Source organism: Pannonibacter indicus (assembly GCF_001418225.1).
Lineage (GTDB): Bacteria > Pseudomonadota > Alphaproteobacteria > Rhizobiales > Stappiaceae > Pannonibacter > Pannonibacter indicus.
In genome coordinates, this window is the sequence record NZ_LIPT01000004.1 from 22,943 (window position 1) to 45,070 (window position 22,128).

Here is a 22,128-nt window from a genome sequence, read left to right on the forward strand (position 1 = left end):
TGGGAGAGGGGCCGCAGGCACGCGCTGGCGCGTGGCGGGCCATGTGACAACTGGCCCGCCGGGCGAAGGAGGAAAGATGATCGGACGACTGAACCACGTGGCCATTGCCGTCAGCAACATTGACGCGGCTGCCGCCGTCTACCGCGACACGCTGGGGGCCGATGTCTCGGCCAAGGTGCCGCAGCCGGACCATGGGGTGTCGACGGTTTTCATCAACCTGCCCAACACCAAGATCGAGCTGCTGGAGCCGCTCGGCGAAAACTCTCCCATCCTGAAGTTCCTTGAGAAGAACCCGTCCGGCGGCATTCATCATGTCTGCTATGAGGTGGATGACATTCTGGCCGCGCGTGACCAGCTTCTGGCCCGGGGCGCGCGCGTGCTGGGTGATGGCGAGCCGAAGATTGGCGCCCATGGCAAGCCGGTGCTGTTCCTCCACCCGAAGGATTTTCTCGGCACCCTGACCGAACTCGAACAAGCCTGAAGGATCTGCAATGTCGATTGCCTACGGCCTGGCTGTCTATTTCATGATGTGGTGGATCCTCCTCTTCGCCGCGCTGCCCTTCGGCGTGCGCACGCAGGAGGAGGAGGGCAAGGTCGTCCCAGGCACGGTGGAAAGCGCCCCGGCGCGCCACCGCATGTGGCGGGTGGCCATGTGGAACACGGTGGTGACGACCATCGTCTTCGCCGGTTTCGTTTGGCTGCGCCAGTCCGGCCTCACGCTGGACGACATTTCGCTGCCGGGGCCGAGGTGAGGACACATGTCCTGCTGGATTGTGTGATCTGACGCAGCGTCTGGAATCCCTTGGAATGGAATCCTGAACTTCTAGTGAAGCAGGATGACATGCCGCTTGAGGTGGCTCTCGTTGAGTCAGTTTTGCGGCGGAACCGGCGTTGTGGCGGGATGGACAGCCCGGCTCGGAAGATATGGTCCTGTCGGCTCTGCCGTAGGGATGGCAGATATAGTGTATTAACTCTTCCGTATTCATCATGCCATGATCAAGTCAGGGCATGACGGAGTGGGGTTTTGCTTGGCTGAAGGCGGGGGCTGCTGAAAAAGCTGCAACTGCTTACATCCAGAAATCCCGCCCCAAAATCCGGACGAAAAAAAAGCAGGACTTGCGTCCTGCCTTTTTAAGTTCCGCGTCTAACCTCCCCCGTTTACACCAGTGCTCTTTTAAGCTTCTGGTGCCGGCTGCGAACCCGAAGGTGCGCCTGGGGGATCTTCCTCCCAAGACTCAGACCGCGATGCCTCTTTTCAGTGGCTCCGGACGTTGAAAATCAACGTCCTGTTCTTATGGAAGTGGAAACTAGCGCATCGACACAAACTTGTCACTATTTTGAGCGCATAAGCACAAACTTTTTGCATGCCGCTTTATGGTGCGGTTTGCCGGCTTCGGAAAATGGCGGCCTGTGCGGCGCCGGAGTGCGGGAAACGGCGGATAACCGCGCATCTGGCGGCAAGGGGCTTGAGTTTTTGCCGCACCTGCGGTTTCTCTCAGGCCGTCCCGCATATGGGCCCGGCTTGCGGGCCAAGCAAGACCAGAGAGAGACCATGCGCCTGTCCCGCTTTTTTCTGCCGATCCTGAAGGAAACCCCCAAGGAAGCGGAAATCGTTTCGCACCGCCTGATGTTGCGCGCCGGCATGATCCGCCAGCAGTCCGCAGGCATCTATTCCTGGCTGCCGCTTGGTTTTCGCGTGCTGCGCAAGATCGAGAAGATCGTGGAGGAGGAGCAGAATCGCGCCGGCGCCATCCAGCTCTTGATGCCGACGATCCAGTCCGCCGACCTGTGGCGCGAAAGCGGGCGTTATGACGCCTATGGCAAGGAGATGCTGCGCATCGAGGACCGCCACGAGCGCGAAATGCTGTTCGGCCCGACCAACGAGGAGATGATCACCGACATCTTCCGCAGCTATGTGCGCTCCTACAAGGATCTGCCGCTGAATCTCTACCACATCCAGTGGAAGTTCCGCGACGAAGTGCGCCCGCGCTTCGGCATCATGCGCGGCCGTGAGTTCCTGATGAAGGATGCATATTCCTTCGACATCGACAAGGAAGCTGCGCGCCATGCCTATAACCGCATGTTCGTCGCCTATCTGCGCACCTTCGCCCGCATGGGGCTGAAGGCCATTCCGATGCGCGCCGACACTGGCCCGATCGGCGGCGACATGAGCCACGAGTTCATCATCCTGGCCTCGACCGGCGAAAGCGCTGTGTTCTGCGACAAGAGCCTGCTGGACATGCCGGTTCCCGCTGCCAACACGGACTTTGCCTCGGATCTGACGCCGCTGGTCGACCAGTGGACGACGCCTTATGCGGCAACGGAAGAGATGCACGACGAAGCCGCCTTCGCCGCGCTGCCTGCCGATGCGCAGGTGTCCGCCCGCGGCATCGAAGTGGGGCACATCTTCTATTTCGGCACCAAGTATTCCGAAGCCATGGGCGCGAAGGTCATGACCAAGGAAGGCACGGAAGTGCCGGTGCACATGGGCTCCTACGGCGTTGGCGTGTCGCGCCTGATGGGCGCGCTCATCGAGGCGAGCCACGACGAGGAAGGCATCATCTGGCCGGCCTCCGTGGCGCCGTTCCATGTGGGTCTCGTCAACCTCAAGCCGGGCGATGCGGACACGGATGCGGCCTGTGAGGCGCTGTATCAGCGTCTTGAAAATGCCGGGATCGAAGTCCTGTATGACGACGTCGACACCCGCGCCGGTGCCAAGTTCGCCACCATGGATCTCATTGGCCTGCCGTTCCAGCTCATCGCCGGACCGCGCGGCCTGAAGGATGGCGTGATCGAAGTGAAGGAGCGGGCCACGGGAGCCCGCGAAACGCTCACCATCGACGCGGCCTTCAACAAGGTCCGGGAAGCACTGGCTGTCTGAGCCAGCTTTCCGGCTCCCGCATCTGGGGGATAAGGGACCGGGCACACAGGATTTCCTCCGCCCGGTCTTGTACTATCCGCAGTGACCACCGATCTGCCGCTTGTGGCCTTTTGGCCAGCGGCTCCGGACGCAAGGCAGAGCATGAGCGGACCCAAGGACGTTTCGGGTAAGGGCAAGAACACCAAGGCAGCGCAGGAGTCCCGCGCGCCGGGCAAGGCCTTTGCACCTTTCGAGTGGATGCTGGCCGGGCGCTATCTGCGTTCGCGGCGGCGTGATTCCTTCATTTCCGTCATCGCCGGCTTTTCCTTTGCCGGAATCACCCTTGGCGTTGCCACGCTTGTGATCGTGATGGCGGTGATGAACGGTTTCCGTTCCGAGCTTCTGTCGAAGATCCTTGGCATCAACGGCCACATGCTGGTGCAGCCCATCGATCAGCCGCTGACGGATTTCGATGCGGTCGCTTCACGCCTGCAGGGCGTTGAGGGCGTGGTGGCGGCCGTGCCTTTCGTCGAAGGCCAGGCGCTGGTGACAGGGCCCGCCAACAGCCTTGGCGCGCTGGTGCGCGGCCTTTATGAGCAGGATCTGAAACGCCTGCCGCTGGTGGCCGGCAACATCCGCATGGGTACGCTGGAGGGTTTTGACACGGGCGAGGGCGTTGCCATCGGCACACGGCTCGCCGCGCAGCTCGGCCTCACCATCGGCGACAATCTTGCCATCATCTCGCCGCGCGGAACGGTGACGCCCATGGGCGTGACGCCGCGGCGCAAGTCCTATCCGATCACGGCCATCTTCGAGATCGGCATGTCGGAATATGACGGCACCATCGTTTTCATGCCGCTGAAGGAAGCGCAGAGCTACTTCAACATGGATGACCGGGCGACGGGCGTGGAAGTCTATGTGAAGGACCCGGACAGCGTCGGCCGCATGCGTGCCGCCGTCGAGGACGGGGCAGGGCGCCCGGCTTTCGTCACCGACTGGCGCCAGCGCAACATCACCTTCTTCTCGGCGCTGGAGGTGGAGCGGAACGTGATGTTCCTGATCCTGACGCTGATTGTGGTGGTGGCCGCGCTCAACATCATTTCGGGACTCACCATGCTGGTGAAGGACAAGGGCAAGGATATTGCCATCCTGCGCACCATGGGGGCGACGCGCGGCTCGATCCTGCGCATCTTCGTTATCACGGGGGCCAGCATCGGCGTGGTCGGCACCGTCTCCGGCTTCCTGCTGGGCCTGATCGTGTGCCTCAACATCGAGAGCATCCGTCAGGGCATTTCCTGGCTGACCCAGACCCAGCTCTTCGACCCGACGCTCTATTTCCTCTCCAGGATGCCGGCGGAAATGGATACGGGCGAAACCATCATGATCCTCATCATGGCGCTGGTGCTGTCGCTGCTGGCAACGCTCTATCCCGCCTGGCGGGCAGCGCGGCTCGACCCGGTGGAGGCGCTGCGTTACGAATGAGCAGCATGACCGGCACCGCCCCCACATCCTCCGCAAGACCAGCCAAGAGCCCGCCCATGTCCGTTCCGGCGCTGCGCCTTTCCGGTGTTTCCCGTGTCTTCCACGAAGCCGGCCGCAAGCTTGAAATCCTGAAGGGCGCCGATCTGACGCTGGATGGTGGCCAGATGGTGGCGCTTGTCGCGCCCTCCGGCACCGGCAAGTCCACGCTGCTGCATCTGGCCGGCCTGCTGGAGCGCCCCGATGAGGGCGAGGTCTATGTGGGCGGCAAGGCCTGCAGCGCCATGAGTGACGATGAGCGCACGGCGATCCGGCGCAATGACATCGGCTTTGTCTACCAGTTCCACCATCTCCTGCCCGAATTCACGGCGCTGGAGAATGTGATGATACCGCAGATGATCCGCACGCTGCCGAAGAAGGTCGCGGCGGAACGGGCAGCGCAACTTCTCGACTACATGCGCCTTGGCGAGCGCGGCAGCCATCACCCTTCGGAACTTTCCGGCGGTGAACAGCAGCGTGTCGCCATTGCCCGCGCGGTCGCCAATGCGCCGCGCCTGCTGTTGCTGGACGAGCCGACCGGCAACCTCGACCCGGAAACGGCTGCCTATGTGTTCGATGCGCTCCATGCGCTGGTCCGCGCCTCCGGCGTTGCCGCGCTCTTTGCCACCCATAACATGGAGCTGGCCGGGCGCATGGACCGGGTCATCACCCTGCGCGACGGCAAGGTGTTGGACCTCTGATATTTGCTGAATGGGGAACGCCGGCAGTTCAGTTGCTTCGGCACGGCGTTTCCTCCCCTTCTGCCCCGCCGGAGGATCTCTTCCTCAAGAGGTGAGAGTAACTGGTGCCTGACTGGCTGTCCGTTTCAAACACCACCCGTTGCAGAGTTTAGTACCCCTCCTGTACCAGCATCTGCGTGCCGGGCCCTGTTCATATTCTGTTCACTATGGCTGATGCTTTTCGCCCGCTCCATCCGGAGTGGGCTTTTTTGGCCTTGAAAGGCGAACGGGAAGAGAACAAAATAGATACATATTGAGCTTCCAGCTCAGATGACTTGATCCAAGAGGAGGTATCCATGACCTTTTTCGCAAGAGACGTCGCAGCCTTCGGTTCGCTGGTCATTTTCGTTGCCACCATCGCCGTCTGGGGCGAGGTGCTGTTCGCCGTGCACTGATCCTGCCATCTGATGCTGGCAAGGTGTTGCTCCGGCATCGGACAGGAGAGAAAGGCATGGCCGCGGCCTTCTGCGGTCATCCAAAGAAAACAGGCGCTGCCATGACGCATTTCCCGCTTCCTGCGGCCTGCGGGGCTCGACAGGGCGAGGGCTGAGCGTTCATGGTAGGGGACACAGTTTCAAGGGCTGGCGCTTGCGGGTGCCGGCTGCCGGCGGGCGGGTCTCCGGCTGCCTGAAAGTGAAGTTCCATGTCTGCAAATCCCGGTTTCGTTCACCTGCGCGTCCATTCGGCCCTGTCGCTGCTGGAAGGCGCGCTGCCGATCAAGAAGCTGCTCGACCTGGCCAAGGCCGACGCGCAGCCGGCGCTGGCGATCACCGACACGGGCAACCTGTTCGGTGCGCAGGAGTTTGCCGGCAAGGCCTGGGGCTCGGGCATTCAGCCGATCATTGGCTGTCAATTGTCCATTGCCTTTGACGATGAGGGCGGCGATGGCCGCCGGGAAGATCCGGCGCTTTTCGACGTGGTTCTGCTGGCCACGAGTGAGCGCGGCTACGGCAACCTGATGGAGCTCACGAGCCGCGCCTTCCTCGACACGCCCACGGGCCAGCTGCCGCATGTGACGCTCGCCTATCTTGAATCGCGGGCCGAGGGAATCATTCTGCTGACCGGCGGCGCCAGAGGCCCCATCGGCAAGGCATTGCTGACCGGCAACCGCACGCTGGCGCAGGCGCGGCTTTCCCGGCTGGCGAAATCCTTCGACGGGCGCTGCTACGTGGAGCTTCAGCGCCACGGCATGGCCGATGAACGGCGCACGGAAGCCGGGTTCATCGATCTGGCCTATGACATGGGCCTGCCGCTGGTGGCCACCAACGAGGCTTTCTTCCCCAAGCGTGAGGACTATGAAGCCCATGACGCACTGATCGCCATTTCCGAAGGCCGGGTGATCTCGGACGAAGAACGCCGCCGCCTGACGCCGGAGCATTATTTCAAGTCCCGGCAAGAGATGATCGAGCTGTTTGCCGATCTGCCGGAGGCGGTGGAAAACACCGTCGAGATTGCGCTGCGCTGCCATTACCGGCCGCTGAAGCGCAACCCGATCCTGCCGCGCTTTGCCGGTGCTGATGCAGACCCGGAAGAAGCCGAGCGGGCCGAGGCCGCCGAGCTGAAGCGCCAGTCACGCGAAGGCCTTGCCGAGCGCCTGCGCGTCCACGGCCTTGCCAATGGGCTGACGGAAAAGGACTACTGGGACCGCCTCGAATTCGAGCTGTCGATCATCGAGCGGATGAAGTTCCCCGGGTATTTCCTCATCGTGGCCGACTTCATCAAATGGGCCAAGGCGCATGACATTCCGGTGGGGCCGGGCCGTGGTTCGGGCGCTGGCTCGCTGGTGGCCTGGGCGCTGACCATCACCGATCTCGACCCCATGCGCTTCTCGCTGCTGTTCGAGCGCTTCCTCAACCCGGAACGTGTGTCGATGCCGGACTTCGATATCGACTTCTGCCAGAACCGGCGCGAAGAAGTGATCCGCTATGTGCAGGAGAAATATGGCCGCAGCCAGGTGGCGCAGATCATCACCTTCGGTTCGCTGCAGGCCCGCGCCGTGCTGCGCGACGTGGGGCGCGTCTTGCAGATGCCCTATGGCCAGGTGGACCGGCTGTGCAAGCTGGTGCCTGCCAATCCGGCGAACCCGGTAACGCTGGCGCAGGCCATTGCCGACGAGCCGCGCCTGCGCGAAGCGGCGCGCGAGGAAGAGGTGGTTGAGCGCCTTCTGGAAATGGCGCAGAAGCTCGAAGGGCTGTACCGCCACGCCTCCACCCACGCCGCCGGTGTGGTGATCGGCGACCGTCCGCTGGAACAGCTCGTCCCACTCTACCGCGATCCGCGCTCCGACATGCCGGTGGCGCAGTTCAACATGAAGATGGTGGAAGAAGCCGGGCTGGTGAAGTTCGACTTCCTCGGCCTCAAGACGCTGACCGTCATCGACACGGCGCTGAAACTGATCGCGCGCAAGGGCGTCCATATCAAGATCGAGGAAGTGCCGCTGGATGACGAGAAGACCTACCGTCTTCTGGCCGCGGGCGAAACGGTGGGCGTGTTCCAGCTGGAAAGCCAGGGCATGCGCCGCGCCATCGCGGGTATGAAGCCGGACCGTTTCGAGGACATCATTGCGCTGGTGGCGCTGTACCGGCCGGGCCCGATGGAGAACATTCCGGTCTATAACTCGGTCAAGCATGGCGAGCTGGAGCCCGATTACCTGCATCCGCTGCTGGAACCCATCCTGAAGGAGACGAATGGCATCATCGTCTATCAGGAGCAGGTGATGCAGATCGCGCAGGTGCTCTCCGGCTACTCGCTCGGCGAAGCCGACCTTCTGCGCCGCGCCATGGGCAAGAAGATCGCCGCCGAAATGGAGGTGCAGCGCGCCCGTTTCGTTGACGGTGCGGTGGAGCGCGGCGTCGACAAGGATCAGGCCGGCACGATCTTCGACCTTGTGGCCAAGTTCGCCAATTACGGCTTCAACAAGTCGCACGCGGCCGCCTATGCACTCGTTTCCTATCATACGGCCTGGCTCAAGGCGAACCATCCGGTGGAGTTCATGGCCGCGTCCATGACGCTGGATCTGGGCAATACGGACAAGCTGGGCGACTTCCGGCAGGAAGCCCGCCGCATGCGGATCGAGGTGATGCCGCCGTCGATCAACCGCTCCATGGTGCATTTCGACGTCGACGAGGGCCGCATCGTCTATGCCATGGGCGCCATCAAGGGCGTGGGCGAGCAGGCGGTGCAGCATATCGTGGATGTGCGCGGTGACCGGCCTTTCCGCAATCTCAGCGACTTTGCGAGCCGCATTTCGCCGAAGTTCCTGAACAAGAGAACGCTGGAAAGCCTTGTCAACGCAGGGGCATTTGACTGTATCGAGCCGAACCGCGCCCGGGTGTTCGAGGGCCTCGACCGCATCATGGGACTGGCGCAGCGCACCGAATCCAACGCAACCCTTGGCCAGAACGACATGTTTGGCGGGGCAGGGGCGGAGGAAGAGCTGCAGCTGCCGGAGGTGAACGGCTGGCTGCCGGCTGAGCGGCTGCAGCGCGAGCATGCGGCCATCGGCTTCTATCTCTCGTCTCATCCGCTCGATGAATATGCGCCGCTGCTGGAGCGCATGCGGGTGCAGATGTGGGCGCAGTTCTCCGAGGCCGTGAAGCGCGGTGCGTCGGCCGGGCGCCTTGCCGGAACCGTGATCTCCAAGCAGGAGCGCAAGACCAAGTCCGGCAACCGCATGGGCATCGTGCGCTTCTCTGATCCCACCGGCCAGTTCGAGGCGCTGCTCTTCTCCGAAAAGCTCGCCCAGTTCCGCGATGTGCTGGAAGTCGGCAAGTCGATGGTGGTGCTGGTCAGCGCCGACATGCGCGACGATGAGCCCTCCATCCGCATCGAGCAGGTGGATCCGGTGGAGGTGATGGCCGCCCGCGTGCAGAAGAGCCTGCGCGTCTTCCTGCGCGACCCGCGCCCGCTCAAGAGCCTGTCGCGCCACCTCGGCGTCAAGGGCGAGGGGGAGGTGAACGTGGTGGTGCTGCTGGACGAGGGCAAACGCGAGGTGGAAGTCCGTCTTCCGGGCCGCTACCGTCTGTCGCCGGAAATCGCCGGCGCGCTGAAGGCCGTGCCGGGCGTCACGGACGTGCAACTGGCCTGATCCCGCACCGGAAAACGGCGGGTGAGGCTGTCAAAACCTGTCATTTGCGCTTGTCATGGCGCAGATGCGCGCATATAAGGCGCCCATTCCACACACGGGGGAAGGCTGTGGCTTGTCCATTTGCCGTTCCGGTGTCTGCTTCAGCCTCAGGCTGCTGCTGCACGCTCCCCGTGGAGGTTCAACCGGAAAAAATATGGAGTTCAGGGCCATGGCATTGCCCGATTTCACCATGCGTCAGCTGCTCGAAGCTGGTGTGCACTTTGGTCACCAGAAGCACCGCTGGAACCCGCGCATGGCGCCGTACATCTTCGGCGTTCGCAACGACATCCACATCATGGATCTCGGCCAGACCGTTCCGCTGCTGCATCAGGCTCTCAAGGCCGTCAGCGACACCGTTGCCAAGGGCGGCCGTGTTCTGATCGTCGGCACCAAGCGTCAGGCTCAGGAAGCTGTTGCCGAATCCGCACGCAACTGCGCGCAGTACTTCGTCAACGCCCGCTGGCTCGGCGGCATGCTGACTAACTGGAAGACCATTTCCGGTTCGATTCAGCGCCTGCGCAAGCTCGAAGAGACCCTGTCCACGGATACCTCGGGCCTGACCAAGAAGGAAAAGCTGTTCATGGACCGCGAGCGCGAGAAGCTGGAGCGGAACCTGGGCGGCATCAAGGACATGGGCGGCCTGCCGGATCTGATCTTCGTGATTGATACCAACCGCGAAGCCATCGCCATCCAGGAAGCCCGCCGTCTGGGTATCCCGGTCGCCGCGATCCTTGACTCGAACTGCTCGCCGGAAGGTATCACCTATCCGGTTCCGGGCAACGACGACGCCGGCCGTGCGATTGCGCTGTACTGCGACCTGATCGCCCGTGCAGCTCTCGACGGCATCTCCCGCGCCCAGGGTGGCATGGGCATCGACGTCGGTGCTTCCGAGTCCGTTCCGGTCGAGCCGGCTCTCGACGCTGAAGAAGAATCGGCTGACGCCTGATTCTGTTGCAGGTGCGGCGCCCGGCGCTGCACCTGTTCTGACCCTGGCAGCGGCCTGAAGGCTGCGCCGTTTTGAGGTCAGGCGCGGCAATGCCGCTGACGGATGCCCCTCTTGCGGGAACCGTCATAAAGGCGCGGTTGGCCATGGGCTAAACCGTGCGAAGCTTTAACTCCGATTCACGAGGCTACCATGAGCATTACCGCAGGAATGGTGAAGGATCTGCGCGAAAAGACCGGCGCAGGCATGATGGACTGCAAGGCTGCTCTGACCGAAACCAACGGTGACATGGAAGCAGCGATCGACTGGCTGCGTGCCAAGGGTCTCGCCAAGGCTGCCAAGAAGGCCGGCCGCGTGGCGGCTGAAGGTCTGGTTGGCGTTGCATCCAAGGGCAAGACCGCTGCCGTCATCGAGCTGAACTCCGAAACCGACTTCGTGGCCCGTAACGACGGCTTCCAGGCTCTGGTGCGCGATGTCGCCGCCGTTGCCCTGACCGCTGGCGGTGATGTCGAGGCGATTTCCGCTGCCGGCTACCCGGGTTCCGACAAGTCCGTTGACGCGTGCATCAAGGACGCCATCGCCACCATTGGCGAGAACATGACCCTGCGCCGCGCAGCTGTCCTGTCCGTCAACGACGGCGTTGTCTCCACCTATGTCCACAGCGCCATCTCCGAGGGCCTCGGCAAGATCGGCGTGCTCGTCGCGCTTGAGTCGGCCGGCGACAAGGACAAGCTGAACGCTCTGGGCCGCCAGATCGCCATGCACATTGCCGCCACCAGCCCGCTGTCGCTGAACGTCGACCAGCTGGATCCGGCCGTTGTGGAGCGTGAGCGCGCCGTGTTCATCGAGCAGGCCCGCGAATCCGGCAAGCCGGACAACATCATCGAGAAGATGGTCGAAGGCCGTATCCGCAAGTTCTACGAGGAAGTGACCCTCGTGAAGCAGGCATTCGTTATCGACCCGGATAAGACCGTCGAGCAGGCCGTTGAGGCTCTCGGCAAGGAACTTGGCACTGCGGTCACGCTCTCCGGCTTCGTCCGCTTCGCCCTTGGCGAGGGGATCGAGAAAGAAGAGACGGACTTCGCGGCAGAGGTCGCCGCGGCGGCCGGCCACTAAGCCCAGAGGGCGCCGGATCAAACCGGCGCCTTTTTTTTGACAGCCCTTTTTTCACGATCATTGAACCGGAAGGTATGCCCATGTCCAAACCGCTGCGCTGGCGCCGTGTGCTTCTGAAACTCTCGGGCGAGGCCCTGATGGGCAGCCAGTCCTTCGGCATCGATCCGGCAGTGGTCGAGCGGATCGCGCTTGAGATTGCCAGTGCGGTGAAGCTGGGTGCGCAGGTGGGTGTGGTGATCGGCGGCGGCAACATCTTCCGCGGCGTGGCTGTTGCGGCCAAGGGCGGCAACCGCGTCACCGGTGACCACATGGGCATGCTGGCGACGGTCATGAACAGCCTGACTGTAGCCGACGCCCTGCGCCGCCACGACATTCCGGCCCGCGTGCTTTCGGCCGTGCCGGTGCCCTCCATCTGCGAAACCTTCACCCAGCGCGGTGCCGAGCGCTACATGGAAGACGGCGACGTGATCGTCTTCGCCGGCGGCACGGGCAACCCGTTCTTCACCACCGATTCCGGTGCGGCCCTGCGTGCTGCCGAAATGAAGTGCGATGCCTTCCTGAAGGGCACGCAGGTGAACGGCATCTATTCGGAAGATCCGAAGATCAATCCGGACGCGGAGCGCTACACCGAACTGACCTATGAGGACGTGATCACCCGCAACCTCAAGGTTATGGACACGACGGCCATTGCGCTCGCCCGTGACAACAAGATCCCCGTGATCGTGTTCTCGATCCACACCCCCGGCGCTCTGGTGAGCGTTCTGGAAGAGCGCGGCCTCTACACTGTCGTCAGCTGATTTTCCGAAGGACGGGGGGCTTTTCCGGCCCTCCCGGCATCAGGACATGCAGAGTGGCGGAATGCGGCTTGCGCATCCGCCTGTCTCCTGCTTATTCAGGGGCTCTGCCTGAGTTGGTCTTGTCTTTCGGCGAGACTGTGCCATGTTTGCGCCGCGCCAGCAAAGCGTGAGCCAACGAAAAACAAAGCGAGGAAGTTATGCCGGTTGAAGGTGTCGATCTCAAAGATCTCGAGCGTCGTATGCAGGGCGCACTTGGTGTTCTGAAGACCGAACTTGCGGGCCTTCGCACCGGCCGCGCTTCCTCCAGCATGCTCGATGCCATCGTCGTCAACGCCTATGGCCAGTCCATGCCGATCAATCAGGTTGGCACGGTGTCCGTGCCGGAGCCGCGCATGGTCGCGATCCAGGTCTGGGACAAAGGCCTGGTCAGCGCTGTTGAGAAGGCGATTCGCGAATCCAGCCTTGGCCTCAACCCGGTGATCGATGGCCAGTTGCTGCGCCTGCCGATCCCGGAGCTGAACGCCGAGCGCCGTCAGGAGCTGATCAAGGTCGCGCACAAATATGCCGAGGCCGCCAAGGTTGCCATCCGTCACGTGCGCCGCGACGGCATGGACATCATCAAGAAGCTGGAGAAGGACGGCAGTATCAGCCAGGATGACGCCCGCGTTGCTTCCGATGACGTGCAGAAGCTGACCGACGCCCGCATTGCCGAGGCCGACAGCATGCTGGAAAAGAAGCAGCAGGAAATCTCCCAGGTCTGAGGATCTGAAAGGGGGGCTGGTTCTGTGCCTGTCCCCGCCAGCCTGGAAGTGTACCCCGGGGGACTTGATGACCAGCCGACCTGAAACTGGCTCCAGCGTGACAGGCCCCGCTCCCGGCGGTGCCGCCGCGCCGCGCCATGTCGCCATCATCATGGATGGCAATGGCCGCTGGGCTCAGGCACGCGGGCTGCCCCGCACCGAAGGGCACCGCCATGGGCTGGAAGCGCTGCGCAAGATCATCCGCCATGCGTCCTCGCGTGGCGTCGATTTCATCACGCTCTACAGTTTCTCTTCCGAAAACTGGCGCCGTCCGCCCACCGAAGTCAGCTTTCTCATGTCGCTGCTGCGCCGCTTCGTGCAGCGCGATCTGAGCGAACTGCACAAGGCCAATTGCCGGGTGCGCGTCATCGGCGAGCGTGAAGGGCTGGATCCGGGCATCCACAGCCTGCTTGAAGAAAGCGAGCGGGTGACGGCAGCTAACACCGGCATGACCGTTGTCATCGCCTTCAATTATGGCTCGCGCGATGAAATCACCCGTGCGGTGCGCAAGCTCGCGCAGCGATATCTGGCGGAAGGGCGCGATCCTTCGGCCATTACCGATGCGGAGATTTCGGCCAATCTCGATACGGCCGGTATCCCTGACCCTGATCTCATCATCCGCACCAGCGGCGAGCTGCGCCTGTCCAACTTCCTGATGTGGCAGGCGGCCTATGCCGAATTCTATTTCACGCCGGTTCTGTGGCCCGATTTCGGGCCTGAGGAGTTTGACGCGGCGCTTGCTTCCTTCTGCGGGCGTGAGCGGCGCTTTGGCGGCGTGACCGCTACGGGATCCTGATCATGGCCGGGGGGGCAAATGGCAACAGCGGAACCGGCGGTCCGGCCGGGCCGATGGCGGACCTGAAGCTGCGGTTCATTTCCGCGCTGATTCTGGGGCCGCTCGTGCTTCTCATCGCCTGGCGGGGCGGCGAGGCATTCTTTGCTCTGGCGCTGCTTGGCTGCGCGCTGTTCCTGAAGGAATGGCTGGCGATCGTCGGTGCGCGGCCGGCCGGCCTGCCTGCACTGTCGGGCTTTGCTACGCTTCTGGCCGTTGCGGGGCTGATCTACACGGGGCATGAGCTGTCGGCCCTTGCCGCGCTGGCCGCCGGTGCGGGGCTCAGCATCTTGTCTGCCCGGGCCGGCAGGACCGGTTTCTGGACGGCAGAAGGCATTCTTTATTCCAGTCTCGCTCTCGGGGCGCTGATGCTGCTGCGCCGCGGCAGCGAGGGCGAGCTGCACATCTTCTTCCTGCTGGCGGTTGTCTGGGTGACCGATGTTGCGGCCTATTTCACCGGGCGCAAGCTCGGGGGCCCGAAGCTCTGGCCGCGCGTTTCGCCGAAGAAGACCTGGTCCGGCGCCATCGGCGGCCTGATCTTTGGTGCGCTTGGCGGCCTCGGTGTTGTCGCGGTTCTGGGGCAGGGCGGCACGCTGTCCTGGTTTGCCTTCGGCCTTGCGGTTTCCGCTGTATCGCAAGGAGGCGACCTGCTGGAATCGGCGGTCAAGCGGCGCTTTGGCGTCAAGGATTCCGGGCGTCTCATTCCCGGCCATGGCGGTATCATGGACCGGATCGACGGGCTGGTGGCGGCAGCCATCTTCGCGGTGCTGTGCGGGCTGCTCTTCGGCGGCAGTCTTGCCGATCCGATGTCCGGCATCGGTTTTCAGTAAGTTCAAGAGCCTGGGTGGTTGGCTGTGGTGAGTGAGGCAGAGAAGGGCCGGGACGCTTCGGCAGGGCTTGAGCCAATGCTGGCAGGGCGGACTGCGCCGTTGCGGCTGGTCATTCTCGGGGCCACCGGCTCCATCGGCCGCAACACGCTCGATCTCGTTGCCCGCTATCCGCAGCATTTTGAAGTGGCGGCACTTGTGTCCGGTCAGGATGCGGCCGGGCTCGCTGAACTTGCCCTCCAGACCGGAGCCGGCTTTGCCGCTCTCGCCGATCCTTCAAAAGGTGAAGAGCTGGCCGCGTACCTCGCGGGAACTGGGATTGCCTGCGGTGCCGGTGAAACTGCGGTCATCGAGGCGGCGCTTTGGCCCGCAGACATGGTGATGGCGGCGATTGTCGGCTCTGCCGGCTTGCGCCCCACTTTTGCAGCGCTTGAAGCGGGCCGCACCATCGCGCTGGCCAACAAGGAATGCCTCGTCTGCGCCGGTGATCTCTTTATGGCCGCCGCAGGGCGGGCAGGGGCAACGGTGCTGCCGGTCGATTCGGAGCACAATGCCATCTTCCAGGTGCTGGAGAGCCGCAATCTGGCGGAAGTGGAAAAGATCATCCTCACCGCTTCAGGTGGTCCGTTCCGCACCCTGTCCCTCTCCGAAATGGCGCATGTTTCGCCTCAACAGGCATTGAAACATCCCAACTGGAGCATGGGCAGCCGTATCACCATCGACAGCGCCACCTTGATGAACAAGGGGCTGGAGGTGATCGAGGCCTCGCATCTCTTCCCGCTGCGCCACGATCAGATCGAGGTTCTGGTGCATCCGCAATCGGCTATCCATGGCATGGTGCAATATACCGATGGCTCGCTGCTGGCGCAGCTGGGACCGGCCGACATGCGCACGCCCATCGCTCACTGCCTTGCCTGGCCCGCCCGCATGCCCGTGCCGGGGGCACGGCTCGACCTTGCAAAGCTCGGCTCGCTAACCTTCGAAGCTCCGGATATCAAGCGGTTTCCGGCGCTCGGTCTTGCACTGGATGCCATGCGGGCAGGGGGCTGCGCACCGGCTGCGCTGAACGCGGCGGACGAAGTGGCGGTTGCCGCATTCCTGTCCGGGCAGATCGGCTTTACGGGCATTGCCGGGCTGGTTGGGGCGGTGCTCGATAAGCTTGCGGCTGGGCAGGATCTTGCTCCGGCTGCAGACATCGATTGCATCCTGGCGCTTGATATGCAGGCGCGGGCGGTGGCTCACGAATTGCTGAACCGCTTTGCATTGACCTGACCGCCGCCAGGAGGGAAGTTTTCCCCGCCGCATTTGGCGCTGGGGACTAATTTCCGCCATACATCTGGCATCACCTTGGCTGGATGGCTATCTTCCGGGCAGGGAAGGGGCGGAACATGACCGCTCCGCCACCCGCGTGTCGCGCAAGTTCAGGATAGGTGAATGGATCTTCTCGCAGCCCTGTCGTCCCAGCCGGTGCTCACCCTGCCAGCCTTCCTGTTCGTGCTGACGGTTGTCGTTTTCTTTCATGAGCTTGGCCATTTTGCGGTGGCCCGCTGGTGTGGCGTGGACGTGGAGGCCTTCTCCATCGGCTTTGGCCGTGAACTGATCGGCTTCAATGACCGCAAGGGCACACGCTGGAAACTCTGCCTCATACCGCTGGGTGGCTATGTGAAATTCTCCGGCGATGAGAATGCGGCCAGTGTGCCTGATCACGAAAAGGTGGCGGCCATGAGCGAGGCGCAGCGGGCGGGGGCTTTCATGGCCAAGCCTGTCTGGCAGCGCGCGGCCGTCGTTGCCGCCGGCCCGGTCGCGAATTTCATCCTCGCCATCGTCATCTTCGCCTTCATTTTCGGCGCTTTTGGCCGTGTCGTTTCAACGCCCCTTGTTGGCGAAGTGCAGCCGGAAAGTGCGGCTGCGGAGGCTGGGCTTCAGCCCGGAGATCTGATCACCGCGGTCAATGGCACTCCGATCGAGACCTTTGCCGAGCTGCAGCGCATCGTCAGCGTCAGTGCCGGTGTGCCGCTGCGGCTGGAGGTCGAGCGGCAGGGGCGGTTGACGGACCTGACCGTGACGCCGCAGCTGCGCGAGATGAAGGACGACTTCGGCAATGTGCAGCGTATCGGCCTTCTGGGGGTGTCGCGGACTGTGCAGCAAGGCGACCGGATCCAGATAACTTATGGTCCTGCAGCTGCAGTGAAAGAGGGTATTAACGAAACATGGTTCGTTATGGTGCGGACCGTGGAGTATATCGGCAAGGTCGTGCGCGGACGCGAACCAGCCGACCAGCTTGGCGGCCCGATCCGCATCGCGGAAGTGGCCGGTCAGGTGGCGACGCTTGGCTTCATTCCGCTGCTGCAGCTTGCCGCAGTGCTTTCGGTCAGCATTGGCCTGCTCAATCTGATGCCGGTGCCGATGCTGGATGGGGGGCATCTGGTTTATTATGCTGCGGAAGCTGTCAGAGGGCGGCCGCTCAGTGAGAAAGCGCAGGAATTCGGCTTCCGCATCGGCCTCACGCTGGTGCTGATGCTCATGGTTTTTGCGACCTGGAATGACCTGTCACGTCTTGTTGGCCGCTGGCTGCCTGCGTGACATGCCCGCAACGCATTCAAATGAAATCTGTTTCGTGTGGATCGTGCGGTTGCGTATTCGGCAAAAGGATGTAAAACCAAGGCCGGATGCTAAGAATCTGACTATGATCCTTCGGGATCAGTTTTGTAAAAAAGGCATAGCTCGAATATGCAGCGACTGCGGAAAATCTCCCGCGCCGTGATTTTGTCGGCGCCGCTCCTTGTCACCGGCGGGATGCTGCCTGACCCGTTCGGGTCGTTTGTTTCCACTGCGGAGGCAGCCGTTGCGGGGTCCATCGTCGTGCGTGGCAACACGCGCATCGAGGCCGAAACCGTCGCGAGCTACATGACCATCAAGCGGGGGCAGCAGTATTCTGCGGCCGATATCGACGAATCGCTCAAGGCGCTGTTTGCGACGGGGCTGTTCGAGGATGTCCGCATCACGCAGCAGGGCGGCACTCTGGTTGTCACGGTTGTGGAAAACCCGGTCATCTCGCGTGTGTCTTTCGAAGGCAACAAGCGTCTGAGCGCGGAAACCCTCAAGGGCGTCGTGCGCACCACCGAGCGCTCCATGCTGAGCCGCAGCAGGGTGCAGAGCGACGTTCAGAACATTCTGGAAGCATACCGCCGCTCGGGCCGTTACCGCGCCTCGGTTGATCCCAAGACAATCGACCGTGGCAATGGCCGCGTCGATCTGGTGTTCGAGATCAATGAAGGCGAAAAAACCGGCGTCGAACGCATCAGCTTCGTCGGTAACAAGAACTTCAGTGACCGCCGCCTGCGCGATGTGATCCGCACGCGTGAAAGCGGTCTGCTGAGCTGGCTGCGCAGCTCCGACACCTATGATCCGGACCGTCTTGCGGCGGATCAGGAACTGCTGCGTCAGTTCTATTATCAGAATGGTTATGCCGATTTCCGGATCATTGCTGCCAGTGCCGATCTCGACCGCGAGCAGAACGTCTTCTATGTGACCTTCACGATTGATGAAGGCGAGAAGTACCAGATCGGGAATGTGGAAGTTCAGAGCTCCCTGTCGTCTATCGACCCCGAGAGCCTGAAGTCCTACGTGCGCACAAGCTCTGGCGACACCTATAACTCCCGCCGTGTCGAGCAGTCTATGGAAGACCTGACGATGCAGGTGTCCAGGGAAGGCTATGCCTTTGCCGAGGTGCGTCCGCGTGCCCTGCGCAACTACGAGACCAAGACGATTGATCTTGTCTACAACATCGAGGAAGGCCCGCGCGCCTATGTCGAGCGGATCAATATCCGCGGCAACGACCGGACGCGTGAATATGTCATCCGCCGCGAATTCGATCTGGCGGAAGGCGATGCCTTCAACCGTGTTCTCATGGACAAGGCCGAGCGCCGCCTGAAGAACCTTGGTTTCTTCAAGGAAGTGCGCATCACCACCGAGCGTGGCAGCTCGCCCGACCGCGTTATCATCAACGTGGATGTGGAAGAGCAGGCAACCGGTGAAGTGTCGTTCGGTGTTGGTTACTCGACCACCGATGGCGTGATCGGCGATATCTCCATCAGCGAAAAGAACTTCCTCGGCCGTGGTCAGTATATCAAGCTTGGCGTTGGCGGTGGTGAGAGCACCCAGTCCTACGAGTTTGCTTTTCAGGAGCCGTTCTTCCTGGGCCGCCGTATTGCTCTGGATCTCGAAGCCTATCGCCGTGTTTCGAAGAACAATGACTACCGCAGCTATGATGAAGAGATCACCGGTGGTGGTTTCGGCTTCACCCTGCCGCTGCGTGAGGATGAGCTTTCTCTGAAGCTGTTCTACAACATTTACGAGACCAAGATTAAGGATCCGAAGAACCTCGCCACCAATCTGGCGACCTGTTCGAACAACTCGAATCTGTCTCCTGCGGTTTGCGATGCCCTTGGTACTTATCTGACGTCGCTGGCTGGCTACGCGCTGATCTACAACACGCTCGATAACAACCTGAACCCGTCGAACGGCCTTTATGGCAAGTTCCAGCAGGAATTCGCGGGTATCGGCGGTGACACGCAGTTCATGCGCTCGACCGTTGAAGGCCGCGCTTACCGGGAGATCTTCCCGGATGCCGGGATCGTCGGTAATGTCACGCTGCGTGCCGGTCATATCCAGGGCTTCGGCAGCAAGCGTCTGCGCATCTCCGATCAGTTTATGATGGGTGGTGAGCTGGTGCGCGGCTTCGAAAGCCAGGGCATCGGTCCGCGTGATGCGACGACGGGTGATGCCATCGGTGGCCGCTTCTACGTGGCGGGTACTTTGGAAGCGACCTTCCCGTTCCCGGTCATTCCGGAAGAGTTCGGCTTGAGCGGTGCCGTCTTTGCCGATGCCGGTTCGTTGTGGGATGCGGACAACAAGCTGGTTCAGGCTGTGGGCGCCAACGGTGTGAACAGCAACAGCTTCAAGGTGCGCGCTTCGGTGGGTGCCGGTATCCGCTGGCAGTCGCCGTTCGGCCCGCTGCGCATGGATTTTGCCGTGCCGGTCGTCAAGGAAACGGGCGACAAGACCCAGGTGTTCCGTCTCGGTGGCGGCACCCGGTTCTGAGCCGGAGAAGCAGGAATTCAACGGCCGCCGCATCAAACGGCGGCCGTTTTCTTTTTTCGTCAGAACATCTTGCGGGAGACAGTTCATGTCCGATCCCATCTTTTTCCCGCCCATGGCAGAGCAGCCGCTTGAGCGGATCGTGGCCCTGTCCGGCGGCGAGCTTCAGCGCGGTGATCCGGCTCTTCTGATCAGCAAGGTGGCACCGCTTGAGGATGCGGAGCCGGGTGCATTGGTTTTCTTCGACAATGTGAAGTATCTCGCTGAGCTCGGCAGCACCCGGGCAAGTGCCTGCATCGTTGCGCCGAAGCATGTGGCCAAAGTGCCGGAGGAGGTGGCTGTCATCGTCTGCAAGGATCCGTACAGAGCCTGGGCGCTTGTGCTGGCGGGCCTGTTTCCTGCGGCCATGAAGCCTGAGCCCTTTTACGGCGAGACACGCATTTCAGAGCGGGCGACCGTGCATCCGGCAGCCGTCATCGAGGAGGGTGCCGTCATCGAGCCGGGTGCCGTCATCGGAGAAGGCGCCGAAGTTGGTGCGGGCTCTCATATCGGCCCCAATGCCGTCATCGGCTGCAATGTGCGTGTCGGCCGCGATTGCCGTATTGGCGCCAATGCCGTGCTGCAGCACGCCCTGCTTGGCAACCGGGTCATCCTTCATCCCGGCGTCTGTGTCGGGCAGGATGGTTTCGGTTATGCCATGGGTCTTGGCGGGCATCTGAAGGTGCCTCAGATCGGCCGTGTCATCATTCAGGACGACGTGGAGATTGGGGCGAACACCACAATTGACCGCGGGGCCAACCGGGACACGGTGATTGGTGAGGGCACCAAGATCGACAATCAGGTCCAGATTGGCCACAACGTTGTTATCGGCCGCCACTGCGTGATCGTTTCGCAGGTCGGGCTTTCCGGAAGTTCGACCCTGGCCGATTATGTAGCCATTGGCGGACAGTCCGGTGTTGCCGGCCATGTGGAAATCGGCATGGGCGCACAGATCGCTGCGGTCAGCGTCGTCAATGACGCGGTTCCGGCAGGCGGGCGCTATGGCGGCGTGCCCGCCAAACCGGTGAAACAGTGGTTCCGTGAAATCACCGCACTGAAAAAACTGGCAGAACGTGGATCTGACGCCTGACAGGCGCGTTCTACTGCGATAAACAGCAGCAAAAGACAGGTTTCCCTGCAAGAGGGCTATGGATATGGAAGACCAGAAGACAACGCTCGACGCCGCAGACATCATGCGCGTCATGGAGCTCCTGCCGCACCGCTATCCGTTCCTGATGATCGACAGGATCATCGAGATGAATGGCGACGAATTCTGCATCGGCATCAAGAACGTCACGATCAACGAGCCGCATTTCCAGGGGCATTTTCCGGCCCGTCCGGTTATGCCGGGTGTCCTGCTGATCGAGGCCATGGCCCAGACGGCAGGTGCTCTTTGCGTCAGCTCGCTCGGCTCGGACTACACGCCGCAGCTCGTCTATTTCATGACGATCGACAAGGCCAAGTTCCGCAAGCCCGTGGTTCCCGGTGACCGGGTCGAATTCCATGTGAAGAAGATCCGCAACCGCTCGAACATCTGGAAATTCGAGGCGATTGCCAAGGTGGATGGCGCTAAGGTTGCTGAAGCTGAGATCAGCGCCATGCTTGTCGACGCCTGAGGAAATCATGTCCCACATTCATCCCTCTGCAATCATTGAAGATGGGGCCGTCCTGGGTGATGGCGTGCGCATCGGCCCCTTTTGCCACGTCGGCAAGGATGTGGTGCTGGGCGATGGAGTGGAGCTGAAGTCCCACGCCGTCGTTGCCGGGCATACCCGCATCGGTGCCCGCACGGTGATTTTCCCCTTCGCTTCCATTGGTCATCAGGCGCAGGACCTCAAGTTCAAGGGCGAACATGCAACGCTGAGCGTTGGTGAGGACTGCATCATCCGGGAAGGCGTGACGATGAACGCCGGAACGGAAGGGGGCGGCTCCACGACAACTATTGGCAACCGTTGTGCTTTCCTTGCGAACTCTCACGTCGGCCATGACAGCCATCTGGGGGATGGCTGCGTGCTGTCCAACAATGTGATGATTGCCGGTCACGTCGAAGTGGGCAGCCACGTCATTTTCGGCGGCGGATCGGCCGTCATCCAGTTTACCCGCGTTGGCGATCACGCCTTTGTCGGCGGCTTGGCGGGGCTTGAGAATGACCTCATCCCCTTTGGCATGGTCACCGGCAACCGGGCCCGGCTTGGCGGGCTCAATCTCGTCGGCCTGAAGCGGCGCAACTTCCCGCGTGAGCAGATCCATGCCCTGCGCGCCGCCTACCGCGAGCTATTCGAGAGCGAGGAAGGCACGCTGCGTGACCGTGCGCAGAAGATTGCGGACAGCGTGGCGGATCAGCCGCTGGTGAAGCAGGTAACAGACTTCATCCTTGTCGAGGGTGAGCGCCGGTTCTGCACGCCGCGCGGCCCTGCAGGCGATGCCTGA

Annotated in this window: 18 protein-coding genes; all 18 read left to right on the forward strand. The window is 62.2% G+C overall.

Translation table 11 applies throughout. The features are described from left to right. The first annotated feature begins 76 nt into the window (after window positions 1-76). The 18 genes from mce to lpxA all read left to right on the forward strand — a co-directional run bounded on the left by mce (window position 77) and on the right by lpxA (window position 22,128). The gene (gene mce / locus ASC48_RS08435; RefSeq protein WP_055455335.1) at window positions 77-481 is read left to right on the forward strand and encodes a methylmalonyl-CoA epimerase; all 405 of its coding nucleotides are present in this window, start codon (window positions 77-79) and stop codon (window positions 479-481) included. A 10-nt stretch (window positions 482-491) separates the two neighbouring features. Then, entirely contained in the window at window positions 492-752 is a 261-nt protein-coding gene (locus tag ASC48_RS08440) for a DUF1467 family protein (protein WP_055455336.1), read from the forward strand. Window positions 753-1,552: 800 nt separating this feature from the next. Further along, complete coding sequence (gene proS, locus ASC48_RS08445; protein ID WP_055455337.1) at window positions 1,553-2,881, forward strand: proline--tRNA ligase; 1,329 nt, start codon at window positions 1,553-1,555, stop codon at window positions 2,879-2,881. A 237-nt stretch (window positions 2,882-3,118) separates the two neighbouring features. Then, window positions 3,119-4,342 carry a lipoprotein-releasing ABC transporter permease subunit gene (locus ASC48_RS08450; RefSeq protein ID WP_055455500.1) on the forward strand — a complete coding sequence of 408 codons (1,224 nt, stop codon included), beginning with the start codon at window positions 3,119-3,121 and terminating at the stop codon, window positions 4,340-4,342. Between the two features lie 56 nt (window positions 4,343-4,398). After that, on the forward strand, window positions 4,399-5,079 hold the full coding sequence (locus ASC48_RS08455; RefSeq protein ID WP_055455338.1) for an ABC transporter ATP-binding protein: 681 nt from the start codon (window positions 4,399-4,401) through the stop codon (window positions 5,077-5,079). A gap of 682 nt (window positions 5,080-5,761) precedes the next feature. Then, entirely contained in the window at window positions 5,762-9,205 is a 3,444-nt protein-coding gene (gene dnaE / locus ASC48_RS08460) for a DNA polymerase III subunit alpha (RefSeq protein ID WP_055455339.1), read from the forward strand. A gap of 208 nt (window positions 9,206-9,413) precedes the next feature. Then, window positions 9,414-10,190: a 30S ribosomal protein S2 gene (gene rpsB / locus ASC48_RS08465; protein ID WP_055455501.1), complete on the forward strand. Its 777-nt coding sequence runs from the start codon at window positions 9,414-9,416 to the stop codon at window positions 10,188-10,190. Window positions 10,191-10,379: 189 nt separating this feature from the next. Further along, window positions 10,380-11,303, forward strand: a complete 924-nt coding sequence (tsf, locus tag ASC48_RS08470; RefSeq protein ID WP_055455340.1) for a translation elongation factor Ts — start codon at window positions 10,380-10,382, stop codon at window positions 11,301-11,303. An 80-nt stretch (window positions 11,304-11,383) separates the two neighbouring features. Next, window positions 11,384-12,100 carry a UMP kinase gene (gene pyrH, locus ASC48_RS08475; protein WP_050473310.1) on the forward strand — a complete coding sequence of 239 codons (717 nt, stop codon included), beginning with the start codon at window positions 11,384-11,386 and terminating at the stop codon, window positions 12,098-12,100. A 197-nt stretch (window positions 12,101-12,297) separates the two neighbouring features. Next, the gene (gene frr, locus ASC48_RS08480) at window positions 12,298-12,861 is read left to right on the forward strand and encodes a ribosome recycling factor (protein ID WP_055455341.1); all 564 of its coding nucleotides are present in this window, start codon (window positions 12,298-12,300) and stop codon (window positions 12,859-12,861) included. A 67-nt stretch (window positions 12,862-12,928) separates the two neighbouring features. Continuing rightward, on the forward strand, window positions 12,929-13,696 hold the full coding sequence (locus ASC48_RS08485; protein ID WP_055455342.1) for an isoprenyl transferase: 768 nt from the start codon (window positions 12,929-12,931) through the stop codon (window positions 13,694-13,696). 2 nt (window positions 13,697-13,698) lie between these two features. Then, window positions 13,699-14,562 (forward strand): phosphatidate cytidylyltransferase, encoded by an 864-nt coding sequence (locus tag ASC48_RS08490; protein WP_208975619.1) that lies wholly within the window; start codon window positions 13,699-13,701, stop codon window positions 14,560-14,562. Window positions 14,563-14,637: 75 nt separating this feature from the next. Beyond that, on the forward strand, window positions 14,638-15,831 hold the full coding sequence (gene dxr / locus ASC48_RS08495; protein WP_055455343.1) for a 1-deoxy-D-xylulose-5-phosphate reductoisomerase: 1,194 nt from the start codon (window positions 14,638-14,640) through the stop codon (window positions 15,829-15,831). Window positions 15,832-15,993: 162 nt separating this feature from the next. Then, window positions 15,994-17,142, forward strand: a complete 1,149-nt coding sequence (gene rseP / locus ASC48_RS08500; RefSeq protein WP_055455344.1) for an RIP metalloprotease RseP — start codon at window positions 15,994-15,996, stop codon at window positions 17,140-17,142. A gap of 279 nt (window positions 17,143-17,421) precedes the next feature. Then, window positions 17,422-19,662, forward strand: coding sequence for an outer membrane protein assembly factor BamA (bamA, locus tag ASC48_RS08505; protein WP_482809925.1), 2,241 nt, complete (start codon window positions 17,422-17,424; stop codon window positions 19,660-19,662). Between the two features lie 85 nt (window positions 19,663-19,747). Next, entirely contained in the window at window positions 19,748-20,788 is a 1,041-nt protein-coding gene (gene lpxD, locus ASC48_RS08510; protein WP_055455503.1) for a UDP-3-O-(3-hydroxymyristoyl)glucosamine N-acyltransferase, read from the forward strand. A 64-nt stretch (window positions 20,789-20,852) separates the two neighbouring features. Beyond that, complete coding sequence (fabZ, locus tag ASC48_RS08515) at window positions 20,853-21,314, forward strand: 3-hydroxyacyl-ACP dehydratase FabZ (RefSeq protein WP_055455504.1); 462 nt, start codon at window positions 20,853-20,855, stop codon at window positions 21,312-21,314. Between the two features lie 7 nt (window positions 21,315-21,321). Continuing rightward, window positions 21,322-22,128 (forward strand): acyl-ACP--UDP-N-acetylglucosamine O-acyltransferase, encoded by an 807-nt coding sequence (gene lpxA / locus ASC48_RS08520; RefSeq protein ID WP_055455346.1) that lies wholly within the window; start codon window positions 21,322-21,324, stop codon window positions 22,126-22,128.

Bases quoted from the DNA above. Each gene is read 5' to 3' on its own strand.
- mce (WP_055455335.1), top strand. From the start codon at position 77: ATGATCGGACGACTGAACCACGTGGCCATTGCCGTCAGCAACATTGAC.
- ASC48_RS08440 (WP_055455336.1), top strand. From the start codon at position 492: ATGTCGATTGCCTACGGCCTGGCTGTCTATTTCATGATGTGGTGGATC.
- proS (WP_055455337.1), top strand. From the start codon at position 1,553: ATGCGCCTGTCCCGCTTTTTTCTGCCGATCCTGAAGGAAACCCCCAAG.
- ASC48_RS08450 (WP_055455500.1), top strand. From the start codon at position 3,119: ATGCTGGCCGGGCGCTATCTGCGTTCGCGGCGGCGTGATTCCTTCATT.
- ASC48_RS08455 (WP_055455338.1), top strand. From the start codon at position 4,399: ATGTCCGTTCCGGCGCTGCGCCTTTCCGGTGTTTCCCGTGTCTTCCAC.
- dnaE (WP_055455339.1), top strand. From the start codon at position 5,762: ATGTCTGCAAATCCCGGTTTCGTTCACCTGCGCGTCCATTCGGCCCTG.
- rpsB (WP_055455501.1), top strand. From the start codon at position 9,414: ATGGCATTGCCCGATTTCACCATGCGTCAGCTGCTCGAAGCTGGTGTG.
- tsf (WP_055455340.1), top strand. From the start codon at position 10,380: ATGAGCATTACCGCAGGAATGGTGAAGGATCTGCGCGAAAAGACCGGC.
- pyrH (WP_050473310.1), top strand. From the start codon at position 11,384: ATGTCCAAACCGCTGCGCTGGCGCCGTGTGCTTCTGAAACTCTCGGGC.
- frr (WP_055455341.1), top strand. From the start codon at position 12,298: ATGCCGGTTGAAGGTGTCGATCTCAAAGATCTCGAGCGTCGTATGCAG.
- ASC48_RS08485 (WP_055455342.1), top strand. From the start codon at position 12,929: ATGACCAGCCGACCTGAAACTGGCTCCAGCGTGACAGGCCCCGCTCCC.
- ASC48_RS08490 (WP_208975619.1), top strand. From the start codon at position 13,699: ATGGCCGGGGGGGCAAATGGCAACAGCGGAACCGGCGGTCCGGCCGGG.
- dxr (WP_055455343.1), top strand. From the start codon at position 14,638: ATGCTGGCAGGGCGGACTGCGCCGTTGCGGCTGGTCATTCTCGGGGCC.
- rseP (WP_055455344.1), top strand. From the start codon at position 15,994: ATGGATCTTCTCGCAGCCCTGTCGTCCCAGCCGGTGCTCACCCTGCCA.
- lpxD (WP_055455503.1), top strand. From the start codon at position 19,748: ATGTCCGATCCCATCTTTTTCCCGCCCATGGCAGAGCAGCCGCTTGAG.
- fabZ (WP_055455504.1), top strand. From the start codon at position 20,853: ATGGAAGACCAGAAGACAACGCTCGACGCCGCAGACATCATGCGCGTC.
- lpxA (WP_055455346.1), top strand. From the start codon at position 21,322: ATGTCCCACATTCATCCCTCTGCAATCATTGAAGATGGGGCCGTCCTG.